Origin of the sequence: Streptomyces sp. NPDC088194 (genome assembly GCF_040702025.1) — a bacterium.
Classification (GTDB): Bacteria; Actinomycetota; Actinomycetes; order Streptomycetales; family Streptomycetaceae; genus Actinacidiphila.
Map to the genome: position 1 here is coordinate 121,913 of NZ_JBFBIV010000016.1, position 13,628 is coordinate 135,540.

Below are 13,628 nucleotides of genomic sequence, written 5' to 3' on the forward strand. Positions count from 1 at the left end.
TGACAGCGCCGCCGCCCCGACTTAAATTTGCGACTAAATTTACTTGCCGAAGTTACTACTAGTCGCCAACGGAAGGGGGTTGGGAAGCATGTCCACCACCGTCCCCACCTCGCCTCGCGGTCTGTCACGCACGGCGGTGCTGGCGCTGCTGGGGCGGAGCGGGCCGCTGAGCCGCGTGGAGATCGCCCGCCGGCTCGACCTCAGCCAGGCCACGGTCACCCAGATCACCAAACGCCTGCTCCTGGAGGGCCTGATCGCCGAGGCGGGCTCGGTGCCCTCGGTCGGCGGCCGGCCGGCCATACGGCTCGCCGTGGTGGCCGACGCGGGGCGCGCCGTGGGAATCAAGGTCGCCCCCGACCACGTCACCCTGGTGCACGTCACCCTGGACGGCACGGTCAGCGGTGCCCTCACCCACCCCTTCGACGCGGTCGACGACGACGCCGCCGATCGGCTCATCGCCCTCCTGGGGCCCGAGCTGACGCAGCCCGCGGAGAAGCCACGGCTGCTGGGCGTGGGAGTGGGCGTCCCCGGCCGGGTCGATCCGGCCGGGATCGTCGACTCGCCGACCCTCGGCTGGCATGCGGTGCCGCTGGGCCGGACGCTGTCACGGGCGCTGGGGCTGCCGGTCCTGGTGGACAACGACGTGAACACCGTGGGCGCCGCCCAACTCCTGTACGGGCACGGGCGGGGCCGGGACGACTTCCTGGTGCTCACCCTGGGTCACGGCGTCGGTCTCGCCGTGGTCGAGCGGGGCGCGGTGCGGCGCGGCACCACCGGCGCCGCGGGTGAGATCGGGCACGTTCCGGTGACCGACAACGGGCGGATGTGCCAGTGCGGCAACCGCGGTTGCCTGGAGGCGTACCTCGGCTTCGCGGGACTGCTGCGTACCGCCGTCGAGCACGGCCTGCTCGAACCCGGCGACCGGCCGGAGTCGCTGATGGCCCTGGCCGAGGCGGGGGAGAGCGCGGCGCTGGAACTGCTACGCGGAGCCGGCCGGCTGCTCGGGCGCACCCTCGCGGGCGTCGCCAACGTGCTGGACCCGGGCGCGGTCGTCGTCACCGGGGAGGGCGCGGCCTTCTGGCCTTACCTGCGGGACGGATTCGAGCCGGCCCTGCGCGGCCACCTCTTCCGCCCCACGAACGGGCTGACCGTGATCACCGACGACTGGAACGACCAGGCGTGGGCGCGCGGCGCCGCCGCCGTCGTGCTGTCCGCGCCGTTCGGCGGCGACGCCCCCGGCGAGGGACCCGCGGAAGCGGTCCGAGCCCGGATGGGCATGGTCGGCGGCGGGGCGTCATGAACACCCTGCGCGGTCCCCGCAAGGCGGCCCTGCTGGCGCTGCTGCTGGCTCCGAGCCTCGTGCTCATCCTGGCGTTCGTGCTGGGCCCGATGTTCGGCTCGCTGTGGATCAGCTTCCACGACTGGAACCTGCTCAAGCCGATGCGCTGGACGGGGCTGGCGAACTACCGGGACGTGCTGAGCGACCCGGCCACCTGGAAGGCGTTCCGCCACACCCTCCTCTACGTCGTCGGGTATCTGCCCCTGGTCTACGTCGGCGGGCTGCTCATCGCGCTGGGCCTGAACCGGGCGATGCGCGGCCGCAACCTGCTGCGCGGGATCTACTTCCTTCCCGTGGTGACCAGTTGGGTCGTGGTGGCCCTGGTCTGGAAGTGGATTCTCAACCCGGAGTCCGGCGCCTTCAACACGGTGCTCGGCTGGTTCGGCATCCACGGCCCCGGCTGGTGGACCGACCCGGACTGGGCGATGGCCTCGGTCGTCCTGGCCTCGGCCTGGAAGGACCTGGGCTTCGTGATGGTGATCCTGCTGGCCGGGCTCCAGGCGATCCCGCAGGCCGTCCACGAGGCGGCGATGATCGACGGCGCCGGCTCCTGGCACCGGTTCCGGTACGTCACCTTCCCGCTGCTGGCGCCGTCGACACTGTTCGTGGTGATGATCTCCGTGATCAACGGCTTCCAGGTGTTCGACCAGGTCTTCGTGATGACCGGCGGCGGACCCGCCGGCGCCACCACGACCGTGGTCTCCGCGGTGTACGACGACTCCTTCCGCTACGGGCGGATCGGCTATGCCAGCGCCCTGAGCTGGGTGCTGTTCGTCGTCATCCTGCTCGTCTCGCTGGCCCAGAGCCGGCTGCAGCGAAAGGTGGTGGACGCCCAGTGACCGCGACGACCCCCCGGGTGCGCCCGCACGATCTGTTGGAACCCGAGCCGAGCGCGTCGCACAGTGCACGTCGCCGCTCCGGCGCGGCCCGGATCGGGGTGAGCGCCGTCCTGGTCGTCGGCGCGCTGTGCATGCTCTTCCCGTTCGCCTGGATGGTGCTCACCGCGTTCCAGCCGGACGGCTCCCTCGGGTCCGCGCCTTCGCTCCGCCATCTGACCGGCGGCAACTTCGGCACGCTGACCTCGGCCATGCCGTTCTGGCGCATCCTGGGCAACTCGCTGTGGATCTCGGTGGTCTCCACCGCCGTCCAGCTCGCGACCAGCACGCTGGCCGGGTACGCCTTCGCGCGCTTCCACTTCCGCGGTCGTGACGCCCTGTTCATGATCTACCTGGCGACCATGATGATCCCGCAGCAGGTGCTGCTGGTCCCGCTGTTCGTGGAGATGAAGCAGCTGGGCCTGATCGACACCTACGCCGGGATTCTGCTGCCCGGCCTGGCCTCCGCCTTCGGCACCTTCCTGATCCGCCAGGCGATGCTCTCCGTCCCCCGTGAGCTGGAGGAGGCCGCGCTGGTGGACGGCGCGGGCCATCTGCGCATCCTGTGGACGGTGGTGCTGCCGCTGGTGCGCCCCACGCTGGCGACCTTCACCGTGTTCGGGTTCATGGCCTCCTGGAACAACTTCCTGTGGCCGCTGGTGGTCACCCGCTCCCCGGAGCTCTACACCCTGCCGCTCGGGCTGTCCGCGCTTCAGGGCCAGTTCACCACCCACTGGAACGTGGTGATGGCGGGCTCGGTGGTCAGCGTGATCCCGATGCTGCTGATCTACCTGGTCGCGCAGAAACACGTGGTGCGATCGATCGCCACCACCGGACTCAAGTAGGCAGGCCCCGATGAGTATTCCCGCCCCGCGCCGGGCCGTACGCCGGCTGCTGCGCCCGGCCGCGCTCCTGACCGCCGTCGTCGCCCTGGTGGCCGGCTGCGCGCACGGTTCGGTGACCCGTACCACGACCGGGGACGGCCGGCGGATCGTGCACTACATGACGTTCACCGCCGCGCCCGACCACCTCAAGGACCTGGCACGGCTGGCGAAGTCCTTCGAGCGGTCCCATCCGGGTATCGACGTCCAGGTCCAGAGCGCGCCGTTCGACCAGTACTTCACCCAGTTGCAGACGAGTGCCGCCGGTGGCACCGCCCCGGACGTCTTCGAGCTCAACCAGGACGAGTTCGCCTCCTTCGCGGACTCCGGAGCCCTCGCCGACCTCGACTCCCGGGTCCGCGCCGACGCGGTGGCCGGCCACTTCTCCGCGTCCTCGCTGGCCGGCTTCCGCTACGACGGCCGGCAGTACGGCCTGCCGTCCAGCTTCTCCACCGAACTCCTCTTCTACAACAAGAAGCTCTTCGACGCGGCGGGCGTGGCCTATCCCACCGCGGACTGGACCTGGCAGGACGAGCAGCGGGCCGCACGGAAGATCGCCGCCCTCGGCCACGGCGTCTTCGGCGACTACCAGAACACCACCTACCTGGAGTTCACCAAGGCCCTGGCGCAGAACGGCGGCAGCTTCCTGTCCGAGGACGGCACCCGGGTCGCCTTCGACAGCCCGCAAGGCATCGCCGCCGCACGGTGGTTGACCGGCAAGGTCGGCAGCACCATGCCCACCCAGGCGCAGATGGGCGGCAGCACCGACTACGACACCAGGCTCTTCGAGGAGGGGAAGCTCGGCATCTGGCACAGCGGCTCCTGGTTCTTCCCCAACCTCGCCGCCGTCCACGGCCTGAGCTGGGACGTCGTCCAGGAACCCGCGGCGAGCACCGCCACCCCGGCCGAGTCGGTCTTCCAGAACTCCCTCGCGATGTCGAGCCAGTCGAAGAACGCCGACGCCGCCTGGCAGTGGATGCGCTACCTGACGACCTCCCAGGAAGTCGCCAAGCTGCGCATCGACACCTCCTGGGAGCTGTCCCCGGCGACGGGCGCGAGCCTGCGGAAGAGCTACCTGGCGCAGACGCCGCCGACCAACCGCGCCGCCGTCTTCGAGGCGCTGAAGCACGTGGCGCCCTCCCCCCAACTGGTCCACCAGGCGCAGATCGCGGACATCGTCACCAACGAACTCCAGGCCGTCACGACCGGTTCGGCGACCGTCGAGAAGGCCCTCGCCACGGCAGCCCGCCAGGTCCAGCCACTGCTGTCGCACGACGACTGAGCCCCGTACCGCCGCACCTCCGTACCGCCACCACCTCCGCACTGCCCGCACCTCCGTACCGCCCGTACCACCCGTACTCCAGGAGAGACCCCGTGCCCGACCCGCACGCCCCCGACCATTCCGCTCTGCTGCGCCGCAGCATCGAGGTGATCACCGGCAACCAGCACTCCTCCGGCGCCTACCCGGCCTGCCCGGAGTACGAGGTGTACCGCTACTCCTGGCTGCGCGACGGCTCGTTCGTCGCCGAGGCGGCCTCCCGGGCGGGGGCGGCCGGCAGCGCGGACGCCTTCCACCGCTGGAGCGCGAAGGTCCTCACCGACCGGTCCGCGCGCATCGAGAAGCTCGTCGCCGCGGTGCGCCGCGGCGAGCAGCCGGCCGAGGGCGACCGCCTGCCGACGCGCTACACCCTCGAAGGCGAGGACACCGGCGAGGTGGGCTGGTGGGACTTCCAACTCGACGGCTACGGAACGTGGTTGTGGGCGCTGACCGAGCATCTCGCCCGGCACCAAGGGGATCACGCGCCGTACCGCGAGGCGGTCCGGCTCACCATCGGCTACCTGGCCGCCAGTTGGGCGACGCCCTGCTACGACTGGTGGGAGGAGTACGCCGACCAGGTGCACGGGGCCACCCTGGGCGCGATCCGCGGCGGCCTGCACGCGGTGCGCGCGTCGGGGATGGCGGCCGCGGTCGGCCTGGACGACGTGTGCGCCGACACCGTCGGCGCCATCGACGCGATGATCGAGGAACGCGGCCTGTTCGACGGCCACCTGGCCAAGTGGCTGGGCAGCAAGCAGGTCGACGGCAGCCTGCTGGCGTGCCTCACCCCGTTCGGCAACGTCCCGCTCGACGGGCCCGTCGCCCGCGCCACCGTGCACGCCGTGGAACTCGACATCGCCCAACCCGGCGGCGGCGTCTACCGCTACCTGGGCGACACCTTCTACGGCGGCGGCCAGTGGCCGGTGCTCGCCGGCTTCCTCGGCTGGCACTACGCGCGCACGGGCCGCAGGGACGACGCCCTGCGCGAGCTGGACTGGATCGCGGCCCAGGCCACCGCCGAGCACCTGCTGCCCGAACAGGCCCCCGGCGTACGGCTCCAGGCGCCGCGCCGGCTGCCCGAATGGGAGGAGCGCTGGGGGCCCAACGCCACCCCGCTGCTCTGGTCCCACGCCATGTACCTGATCCTCGCCGACGAACTGGGAGTCACCCCGTGATCCGCCACCGCCCGCACGGCTCAGGCCACCCCTACCAGCCCACCGACGAGCAGCGTGTTCCCGCCACCCCGCTGGCCGGACAGGGGTTCGAGGTGCGGGCCTCCACCGGCCCGCAGGTCACCGCCGTGGTCTGCGAATGGCTGACGGAGGACCGTGCCCTGCTGCTGACCGCCGCCGTGGAGAGCGGCGAGGAGCAGGGCGCCGCGCCGGTCGGCGACTCCGGCGGCGACAGCGACAGCCACCTCGCCGCGGCCGCCTCCGGCGCCGCGCGCCAGGACCGCAAACGGTGGGTGGTCCGCCCGGAGCCGCTGGCCGAGGGCGCGTCCGCGCGCTACCGGTTCGTCGCCACGCACGCGGACGGGCGTACGCACAGGACGAGTTGGTACAGCGTCAGCCCCGCCGTCTGGCACGAGGGCGCCACCGGGCTCACCGTCACCGGGGCCGCCGCGAGCCGCCTGGTCGAGGGCAGCACCCGCACGCTGACCGCGGGCGACGGCACCCCGCTGCGGGTCCGCTTCGCGCTGCGACTGGCGCCCGCCGAGCACGTGGTGGGCTTCGGCGAGCGCTACGACGCGGTGGACCAGCGCGGCCGCTCCCTGGACGCGCAGGTCTTCGAGCAGTACAAGGGCCAGGGCTTCACCAGCCGCAGCTACCTGCCGATGCCCTTCGCCATGGTCGTCGGCGGCGACGGGTGGGGCTTCCACGTCCGCACCTCACGCCGCACCTGGTACGACATCGGCGCCGCGGAAGGCGACCGGCTGTGGATCGAGGCCGAAGTGGGCCCGGACGGCGTGCTCGACACCGCCGGCTACGCCGGCCGCGCCGACCAGGTGCTCGGCGCCTTCCTCGACGAGACCGGCCGCCCCGAACGGCTCCCCGACTGGGTGTTCGGCCTGTGGGCCAGCGGCAACGAGTGGAACACCCAGGCCCGGGTGATGGCCGAGATGGACACCCACCGCGAACTGGACATCCCGGTGCGGGCCCTGGTCATCGAGGCGTGGAGCGACGAGTCCACCTTCACCGCCTTCCGTGACGCCCGCTACGACGTGCACGAGGACGGTTCGCCGCACCGGCTGGCCGACTTCACCTTCCCCGCGGAGGGCGCCTGGCCGGACCCCAAGGGCATGGTCGACGAGCTCCACGCGCGCGGCGTCAGGGTGCTGCTCTGGCAGATCCCGCTGATGAAGATGCGCCCGCACCCGACCGGCCAGGCCGCCGCCGACGCGCGCGCGATGATCGAGAACGGCTACGGCGTCCTGGAGGAGAACGGCGCGCGCCCCTACCGCAACCGCGGGTGGTGGTTCCCGCTCGCCCTGATGCCGGATCTGACCGATCCGCGGGCCCGCGCGTGGTGGCTGTCGAAGCGCCGGTACCTGGTCGACGAGATCGGCGTCGACGGCTTCAAGACGGACGGCGGCGAGCACGCCTGGGGCGCCGACCTGCACTACGCCGACGGCACGGCGGGCGACGCGGGCAACAACCGCTACCCGGTCGAATACCCGCGCGCCTACGGGGAGTTGCTGAAGGAGTGCGGCAAGGCGCCGGTCACCTTCAGCCGCGCCGGCTTCACCGGTTCGCAGACCGCCGGCGCCTTCTGGGCCGGCGACGAGGACTCCACCTGGGCCGCCTACCGGCACTCGGTCAACGCCGGAATCACCGCCTCCGCGTGCGGCATCCTTTACTGGGGCTGGGACCTGGCCGGCTTCTCCGGTGACGTTCCGGACGCCGAACTCTATCTGCGGGCCACGGAGTTCTCCACGTTCGTCCCGATCATGCAGTACCACTCCGAGTTCAACCACCACCGCCTGCCGCTGCGTGACCGCACCCCGTGGAACATCGCCGAACGCTCCGGCGATCCGCGGGTGCTGGAGGTCTTCCGCCGCTACGCCAAGCTGCGCGAGCGCCTGGTCCCCTACCTCGTCGCGGAGACCGAGGCGGGGCTCGCCGAGAACAAGCCGCTGATGCGGGGACTGTTCTTCGACCACGCCGACGACCCGGCGATCTGGGACCACCAGGACCAGTTCCTCCTCGGGTCCGCGCTGCTGGTCGCCCCGGTCACCGAGCCCGGTGCCACCGGTCGCAGCGTCTACCTGCCGGCCGGCGACTGGGTCGACGTGTGGACCGGCGAGCCCGTCACCGGCGGCGGAGTCATCGAGCGGCACGCGCCGTTGGGCACCATCCCGGTCTTCGCCACCGCCGCCCGCTGGCCGGACCTCGGCCCCCTGTTCGCCGAGCCGGCCTGACCGCTCCCGCCGTCAGGCCCTTCGCCGGTGGGAGCTCACACCTTGAGGACTTCCACGGTGGGGCCGCACAGGAGAGCCAGGTCCTCGGGGTCGGAGGTGAGAACGGTGCGCGGGTGAGAACGGTGCGCGGGTGGGCGGTGGTGCGGCCGAGGGCGACGTGGCGACCAGCACCCTGGCCGACCTGACCGTCTCCGACGTGCCCGTGGCCGGGCCGACCGCGTTCCACCGGCGTGTTCGGCACGGCGGGCTCTGCCCCGGACGCGGGGCTCGACGAGGGGGACCTCTCCGACCCGTCCGGCGGGGCCGACCAGCCGGTGTCCTCCGCACGCGCCGGCCTGGACATCACGATCACCGGCACGTTCCGCGACTCGGACGGGGCCGTCGCCTACGACGGTCCGGTCACCCGCCTGGAACTCGGCCACGTCGCCGTGACCTGCGAGCCCCCCACGGCGACGGATACGGGTACGCCGACGGATACGGGTACGCCCATCCCCACACCCCCCACACCCACGCCGACCGGTTCCGGGTCGTGGCCGCCCAGGGCGACGCCGAAGCCGCACCACCCCGGTGGCGGTGGCTACGGGCGGCACGCGGGCGCGTAGGCGTCCTGCCCGGATCTCCGCCGGGTCGGTCACCCACGTGGGTCCACCGGGTCGCGGCATCCGGTGGGCTCGCGGAGCGTGAGGAGCGTTCCTGTGACCGGAGGGCGTGGTGCCGTGGGTGACGCGATCGGGCAGATGCTGGCGTCCGCCGTGGGGATCGCCATCAGCCCGTTGCCGCTGATCGCGGTGATCCTCATGCTGGCCACGCCGAAGGGACGCGCCAACGGCATGGCGTTCACCGCCGGGTGGATCGTGGCGCTCGCCGTGCTGGTCACGGTGGTGGTGCTGGTCGGCTCGGGCGGGGACGCCTCCCATGGCGACGGTGGGCCGGGGCGCTGGACGTACTGGCTCAAACTCGCGCTCGGGCTGGTGTTCCTGGTGCTGGGCGCCGGGCAGTGGCGCCGGCGTCCGCGCGAGGGGCAGGAGGCGGCGCCGCCCGGGTGGATGCGGGCGATGGACGGTTTCTCGCCCGCCAAGTCCGCCGGTCTGGCCGCGGCGCTCGCGGTGGCCAACCCGAAGAACCTGGTCCTCGCGATCGGCGGCGCCGTCTCCATCACCGCCTCCGGCGCGAGCACGGGCGGCAAGACCGTCGCCGCCGTCCTGATGGTGCTCGTCGCGTCGCTGTGCACCCTGTTGCCGCTGGGCACGTACCTGCTGGGCGGCAGCCGGTCCGAGGCCGTACTGGGGGAGTGGCGCACCTGGATGGCCCGGCACAACGCGGCGATCATGACGACGGTGCTGGTCGTCCTGGGCGCCAAGTACGTCGGCGACGCGATCAGCGGTCTGACCCGGTGAGCGCGAGCAGCGGTGCCGCGGCGCCCCCGGCACGCGAGAGCGGCCGCTGATGGCCGGGGACGACGACCCGGCCACCGGGTCCGGACGTGACGACGCCCACCGTTCGACCGCGGAGGGCGCGTGGTGGGAGCGGGGCGAGGAACCCGACTACCGGGCCACCCTGGCCAACGAACGCACCCTGCTGGCCTGGTCGCGTACCGCGCTGGCGTTGCTGGCCGCCTCCTTCGTCGTCGTCAATCTCACCGTCATCACGCCGCGCGTCCTGCGACTGGCGCTCGGCGCCTATCTCGTCGCCCTGTCGGGCGGCGTCACGGTCACCGGATACGTCCAGTGGCGCGTCCGCCAGGCCCGGATGCGCCACCGGCTGCCCCTGGGCCGCGTCGTGAGCCCGCCCGTGCTCACCGCGGCGCTGCTGGTGCTCGCCGGTTTCGTCGTCGCGGTCATCGTCATCGCGTCATGAGGAGGTGGATCGGTGGCCGTACGACCGCACCCGCTGGTCCGCGTCCGGTCGACGCTGTCCGGCGTGAGCGGCCCGGGCGCCCGGGGCGACCTGCTCGGCGCGCTGACCGCCTGGGCCCTGATCGTCCCGGAGTGCGTGGCGTACGCGCAGATCGCGGGGGTGCCGCCGCAGAACGCCTTCTACGCCGCGCCGGTCGCCCTGGTCGCGTACGTCCTGCTCGGCCGCTCCCGGTTCCTGATCATCGGGGCGACCTCCGCGGCGGCGGTGCTGTCGGGTGCGACGGTCGCGGACATCACGTCGGACCCCAAGCGGGCGGTGGGCCTGTCGGCGGCGCTCGCGGTGATCGCCGGCGGTGTGCTGCTGGCCGCGGGGCTGGCCCGGCTCGGGTTCGTGACGAACTTCCTCGCCGAACCGGCGCTGTACGGCTTCCTGTTCGGGATGGCGCTGACCATCGTGGTCCGCCAGGCCGCGAAGATCGTCGGGGTGTCCAGCGGCGACGGGCAGTTCTTCCCCCGCGTGTGGACGCTGCTGCGGCACCTGCCCGACTGGTCGCTCGCCTCACTGGCCGTCGGGGCCGCGGCACTGGCGGCGCTGTTCGCGCTGGAGCGCTACGTCCCCAGGCTCCCCGCGTCCCTCGTGGTGCTGGTCGTGGCGCTGGCGGTGTCCGCGGCGGCCGGGCTGGAGGACCACGGGGTGGAGGTGGTCGGGAAGATCCCCTCGGCCGTACCGGTGCCCCACCTGCCCGGTATCCCGGCCGCGGACTGGTGGAAACTGGTCGGCGGGGCCTGCGGGGTGTCGCTGGTGGTGTTCGCCGAGGCGTTCAGCATCGCCTCGCGGTTCGCGCGCGAGCACGGCGACGAGGTGGACGGCAACCGGGAGATGGCGGCGGTCGGATTCGCGAACGTCGCGGTCGGCTTCGTCCGCGGCTTCGCCGTCTCCGGCAGTGCCTCGCGCAGCGCCGCCGCCGAGTCCGCCGGCGCCCGCTCCCAGCTGACCTCGCTGATCGCCGCCGTGCTCATCCTGCTCACCGGCGCCTTCCTCACCCCGCTCTTCACCGACCTGCCCGAGCCGGTGCTCGGCGCGATCGTGATCGTCGCCGTCCGCGGCTTCCTGTCCACCTCCGAACTGCGGCGCTACGCCCGAGCGGACCGGGCGAGCCTGGGGGTGGCGCTGACCGCGCTGGCCGGGGTGCTGCTCTTCGACCTGCTGCCCGGGCTGCTGCTGGCGGTGGCGCTGTCGCTGGTGCTGTTCATCGCCGCCGCCAGCACCGCGCACCTGTCGGTCCTGGGCCGGCTGCCCGGCGGCCGGCTGTACGGCGACGCCGCGCAGCACCCCGGCGCGACCACCGTCCCCGGGGTCCTCGCCACCCGGCTGGACGGCGCCTTGTTCTTCGGCAACGCCGACCGCACCCGGCTGGGCCTGCTCGCGCTGGCCTCGGCCGCCCACCCCCGACCCCACACCGTCGTCCTCGACCTGGGTGCGAGCTACCACCTCGGCGTCCCCGTCCTGGACACCCTGGACGAGCTGCGCGCCGCCCTCGACCGTCAGGGCAGCGCTCTGCACCTCGCCGGTCTGCGCGCGGTGGCCCGGCCCGCGTTCGACCACCACCGGCTCGCCGCCCGGCTCGGCCCCGACGCCGTGCACGCCACCGTCGAGGACGCCATCGCCGCGGTCGCCCGGCCGCCGGCCGGATCGCAGAAGTGAGGGCCATGCGCAACCCGCTGTCCGCCACCGGCCGCCGCCGCTCCCGCCGCTCACCCCGCGCGACGTGGCCCAACCGCGGCCTGGCCGTCGTGCTCGTGGCCGCCGGGGCGCTACTGGGCTGGTGGCTGCCGCACCTGGAACGGACCAGGAACCTCGGCGGCCTGTCCTACGACGCGTCCGCCGCGCAGGCCACCCTCGGGGCGATCGCGTCGGGCATCATCACCCTCACCGGTTTCGTGCTGACCGCCGTCACCCTGGTCGTCCAGTCCGTGCAGAGCATGTCGTCCCGGCTCGCCGGGGTGCTGGGCTTCTTCGAGCGTTCGCTGGTGCTGTTCGGCGCGCTGACCGGGACGGCCGTGTACTCCCTCGTCGTCCTCGCGCAGGTCCGCGAGCACCATGTGCCGGACCTGGCGGTCACGTTGGCCATCGTCTTCGTCGTCCTGTCCACGGGCACGATCCTGCGCACGCTCGCCGGGCTGCGGGAGATGATCACCGGCGGCGGCCTCGTACGCGCGGTCGGGCAGCGGCTGCACGAGGCACTTGACCGCGTCTGGCAGGACACGGCAGCAGCGGAGCCGGCTGCCGGGCCGGGCGCCGGGCCCGAACCGGAGGGTGCCGTGGTCACCGCGACCGCCGGCGGCATCGTCCAGCGCATCGACGGTCCCGCCATCGCGGCGGCCGCGGCCGGCAGCGGCCTGCACGTCACCTGCCTGACGGCCGTCGGCAGCTTCGTCGAACCCGGCGAGCCCCTCCTGCGCGTCACCCCCGGGCCGCCGGCCGAGTCCGACGCACGGCGCCTGGTCCGCGCCGTACGCCTCGGGCCCTCCCGCCGTATCGACCACGACCCCGCATACGGGCTGCGCCTGCTCGTCGACGTCGCGATCCGCGCCCTGTCACCCGCCGTCAACGACCCGACCACCGCCGTCCAGGCCCTCGACCAGATCGAAGCGGCCCTGCTGCGCCTCGCCCCCCGGCCGCTCGGCCCGGCCACCCTCCGCGACCGCGACGGCGCCGCCCGCGCCACCATCCCCCGCCCTGGCTGGAGCCAGCTCCTCGACCTGGCCCTCGCGGAGATCCTCGGCTACGGAGCCGGCTCCCTCCAGGTCCAGCGTCGCCTGCGGGCCCTGCTCGACACGGTGCAGCGGACCATCCCGCCCGCCCGCGCCGCCACCCTCACCCCCTACCGCGCCATCCTGGACCGCGCCGCCCGCGCCTTCCCGGACCCGACCATGTCCGAAGCCGCCACCACCCCCGACCCCCAGGGCATCGGCGGCCCCGCCCCCACCCGATGACCCCCGCACCCGGCCGCGGCGCCCGGCGCCCGGCCGGCCGCACTGCCGGGTGGTTCGGGTCAGCGTTTGATGCCCACGCCTGCGAGCAGGCTGATCTCGGCGTCCGCGATCTCCGCACCGGGGGTGGCGGGTTCGGTGGAACGCCAGCGGTGGCAGCAGCAGATGCCGGGGTCGATCAGGTCGAGCCCGTCGAAGAAACGGCGGACGTCGCTGTGCGAGCGGAACTGCACCGGGGAACCGGACTTCGTGTAGACCTCCGCGACCCTGTTCCAGGTGACGGGGTCGAAGTCGGGCGTGCAGTGGTTCATGGCGAGGGCGCTGCCCGCCGGGAGCGGGTCGAGCAGGCGGTGCACGATGGCGTACGGGTCGTGCGGGTCGGTGATGAAGTGCATGAGCGCGTTGAGGGAGAGCGCGATGGGCTGGTCGAAGTCCAGGACCCCCGCGTCCTCCACGGAGCTCATCAGCGCGTCGGGGTCGGTGATGTCGGCCTCGACGTAGGCCGTGCGTCCCTGGCTGGTGCTGCGCATGAGGCGTTCGGCGTACTTCAGGACGAGCGGGTCGTTGTCCGCGTACACCACGCGGGCGTCGCTCGCGACGGACTGGGCCACCTGGTGCAGGTTGGGCTCGGTCGGTATACCCGTGCCGATGTCGAGCCACTGGCGGATGCCGTGCTCCTGGGCCAGCACCCGGGTGGCCCGGTGCATGAACGCCCGGTTCTCGCGCGCGGTCACGTAGATACCGGGGTGGGCCTGGGCGGCGACCAGGGCGGCTTCCTTGTCGATCTCGAAGTGGTCCTTGCCGCCGAGGAAGTAGTCGTACATCCGGGCCGAGTGCGCCTTGCTCGTGTCGAGGTCGCGGCCGGCCTGCCTGGTGGTCATGTTCTCCCCTTCATGCGTGTGTCTGTCGGCCCGCGGGCCGTGGACGGGACCGGTGTGGTCGTCCCC

The 13,628-nt window shown here is 72.9% G+C and carries 12 protein-coding genes; 11 read left to right on the top strand and 1 reads right to left on the bottom strand.

Annotated elements, in window-relative coordinates; all coding sequences use genetic code 11:
• Positions 1–88: 88 nt before the first annotated feature.
• The 11 genes from AB0399_RS11835 (at position 89) to AB0399_RS11885 (ending at position 12,684) form a co-directional block, all read left to right on the top strand.
• A complete protein-coding gene (locus AB0399_RS11835; RefSeq protein WP_366411140.1) occupies positions 89–1,300 on the top strand; it encodes an ROK family transcriptional regulator in 1,212 nt (403 codons plus the stop codon).
• The gene (locus tag AB0399_RS11840) at positions 1,297–2,178 is read left to right on the top strand and encodes a sugar ABC transporter permease (RefSeq protein ID WP_366411141.1); all 882 of its coding nucleotides are present in this window, start codon (positions 1,297–1,299) and stop codon (positions 2,176–2,178) included. Before AB0399_RS11835 ends, AB0399_RS11840 begins: the two co-directional genes overlap by 4 nt.
• Complete coding sequence (locus AB0399_RS11845; RefSeq protein WP_366411142.1) at positions 2,175–3,059, top strand: carbohydrate ABC transporter permease; 885 nt, start codon at positions 2,175–2,177, stop codon at positions 3,057–3,059. The genes AB0399_RS11840 and AB0399_RS11845 overlap by 4 nt, the downstream gene beginning before the upstream one ends.
• A 10-nt stretch (positions 3,060–3,069) precedes the next feature.
• Positions 3,070–4,377 (top strand): sugar ABC transporter substrate-binding protein, encoded by a 1,308-nt coding sequence (locus tag AB0399_RS11850; RefSeq protein WP_329365299.1) that lies wholly within the window; start codon positions 3,070–3,072, stop codon positions 4,375–4,377.
• 92 nt (positions 4,378–4,469) lie between these two features.
• Positions 4,470–5,588: a glycoside hydrolase family 15 protein gene (locus AB0399_RS11855; protein ID WP_366411143.1), complete on the top strand. Its 1,119-nt coding sequence runs from the start codon at positions 4,470–4,472 to the stop codon at positions 5,586–5,588.
• Positions 5,585–7,831, top strand: coding sequence for a TIM-barrel domain-containing protein (locus AB0399_RS11860; protein ID WP_366411144.1), 2,247 nt, complete (start codon positions 5,585–5,587; stop codon positions 7,829–7,831). Before AB0399_RS11855 ends, AB0399_RS11860 begins: the two co-directional genes overlap by 4 nt.
• A 230-nt stretch (positions 7,832–8,061) precedes the next feature.
• Complete coding sequence (locus AB0399_RS11865; RefSeq protein ID WP_366411145.1) at positions 8,062–8,433, top strand: hypothetical protein; 372 nt, start codon at positions 8,062–8,064, stop codon at positions 8,431–8,433.
• Positions 8,434–8,526: 93 nt separating this feature from the next.
• Entirely contained in the window at positions 8,527–9,228 is a 702-nt protein-coding gene (locus AB0399_RS11870) for a GAP family protein (RefSeq protein ID WP_366411146.1), read from the top strand.
• A gap of 49 nt (positions 9,229–9,277) precedes the next feature.
• Positions 9,278–9,688, top strand: coding sequence for a DUF202 domain-containing protein (locus AB0399_RS11875; RefSeq protein WP_366411147.1), 411 nt, complete (start codon positions 9,278–9,280; stop codon positions 9,686–9,688).
• A 12-nt stretch (positions 9,689–9,700) separates the two neighbouring features.
• Positions 9,701–11,392 (top strand): SulP family inorganic anion transporter, encoded by a 1,692-nt coding sequence (locus tag AB0399_RS11880; RefSeq protein ID WP_366411148.1) that lies wholly within the window; start codon positions 9,701–9,703, stop codon positions 11,390–11,392.
• A 5-nt stretch (positions 11,393–11,397) separates the two neighbouring features.
• A complete protein-coding gene (locus AB0399_RS11885; protein WP_366411149.1) occupies positions 11,398–12,684 on the top strand; it encodes a DUF2254 domain-containing protein in 1,287 nt (428 codons plus the stop codon).
• Between the two features lie 59 nt (positions 12,685–12,743).
• On the opposite strand, the gene AB0399_RS11890 is transcribed toward AB0399_RS11885, so the two are convergent.
• Entirely contained in the window at positions 12,744–13,562 is an 819-nt protein-coding gene (locus AB0399_RS11890) for an SAM-dependent methyltransferase (protein WP_366411150.1), read from the bottom strand.
• Between the last annotated feature and the right edge of the window lie 66 nt (positions 13,563–13,628).

Bases quoted from the DNA above. Each gene is read 5' to 3' on its own strand.
- AB0399_RS11875 (WP_366411147.1), top strand. From the start codon at position 9,278: ATGGCCGGGGACGACGACCCGGCCACCGGGTCCGGACGTGACGACGCC.
- AB0399_RS11840 (WP_366411141.1), top strand. From the start codon at position 1,297: ATGAACACCCTGCGCGGTCCCCGCAAGGCGGCCCTGCTGGCGCTGCTG.
- AB0399_RS11890 (WP_366411150.1), bottom strand. From the start codon at position 13,562: ATGACCACCAGGCAGGCCGGCCGCGACCTCGACACGAGCAAGGCGCAC.
- AB0399_RS11850 (WP_329365299.1), top strand. From the start codon at position 3,070: ATGAGTATTCCCGCCCCGCGCCGGGCCGTACGCCGGCTGCTGCGCCCG.
- AB0399_RS11835 (WP_366411140.1), top strand. From the start codon at position 89: ATGTCCACCACCGTCCCCACCTCGCCTCGCGGTCTGTCACGCACGGCG.
- AB0399_RS11885 (WP_366411149.1), top strand. From the start codon at position 11,398: ATGCGCAACCCGCTGTCCGCCACCGGCCGCCGCCGCTCCCGCCGCTCA.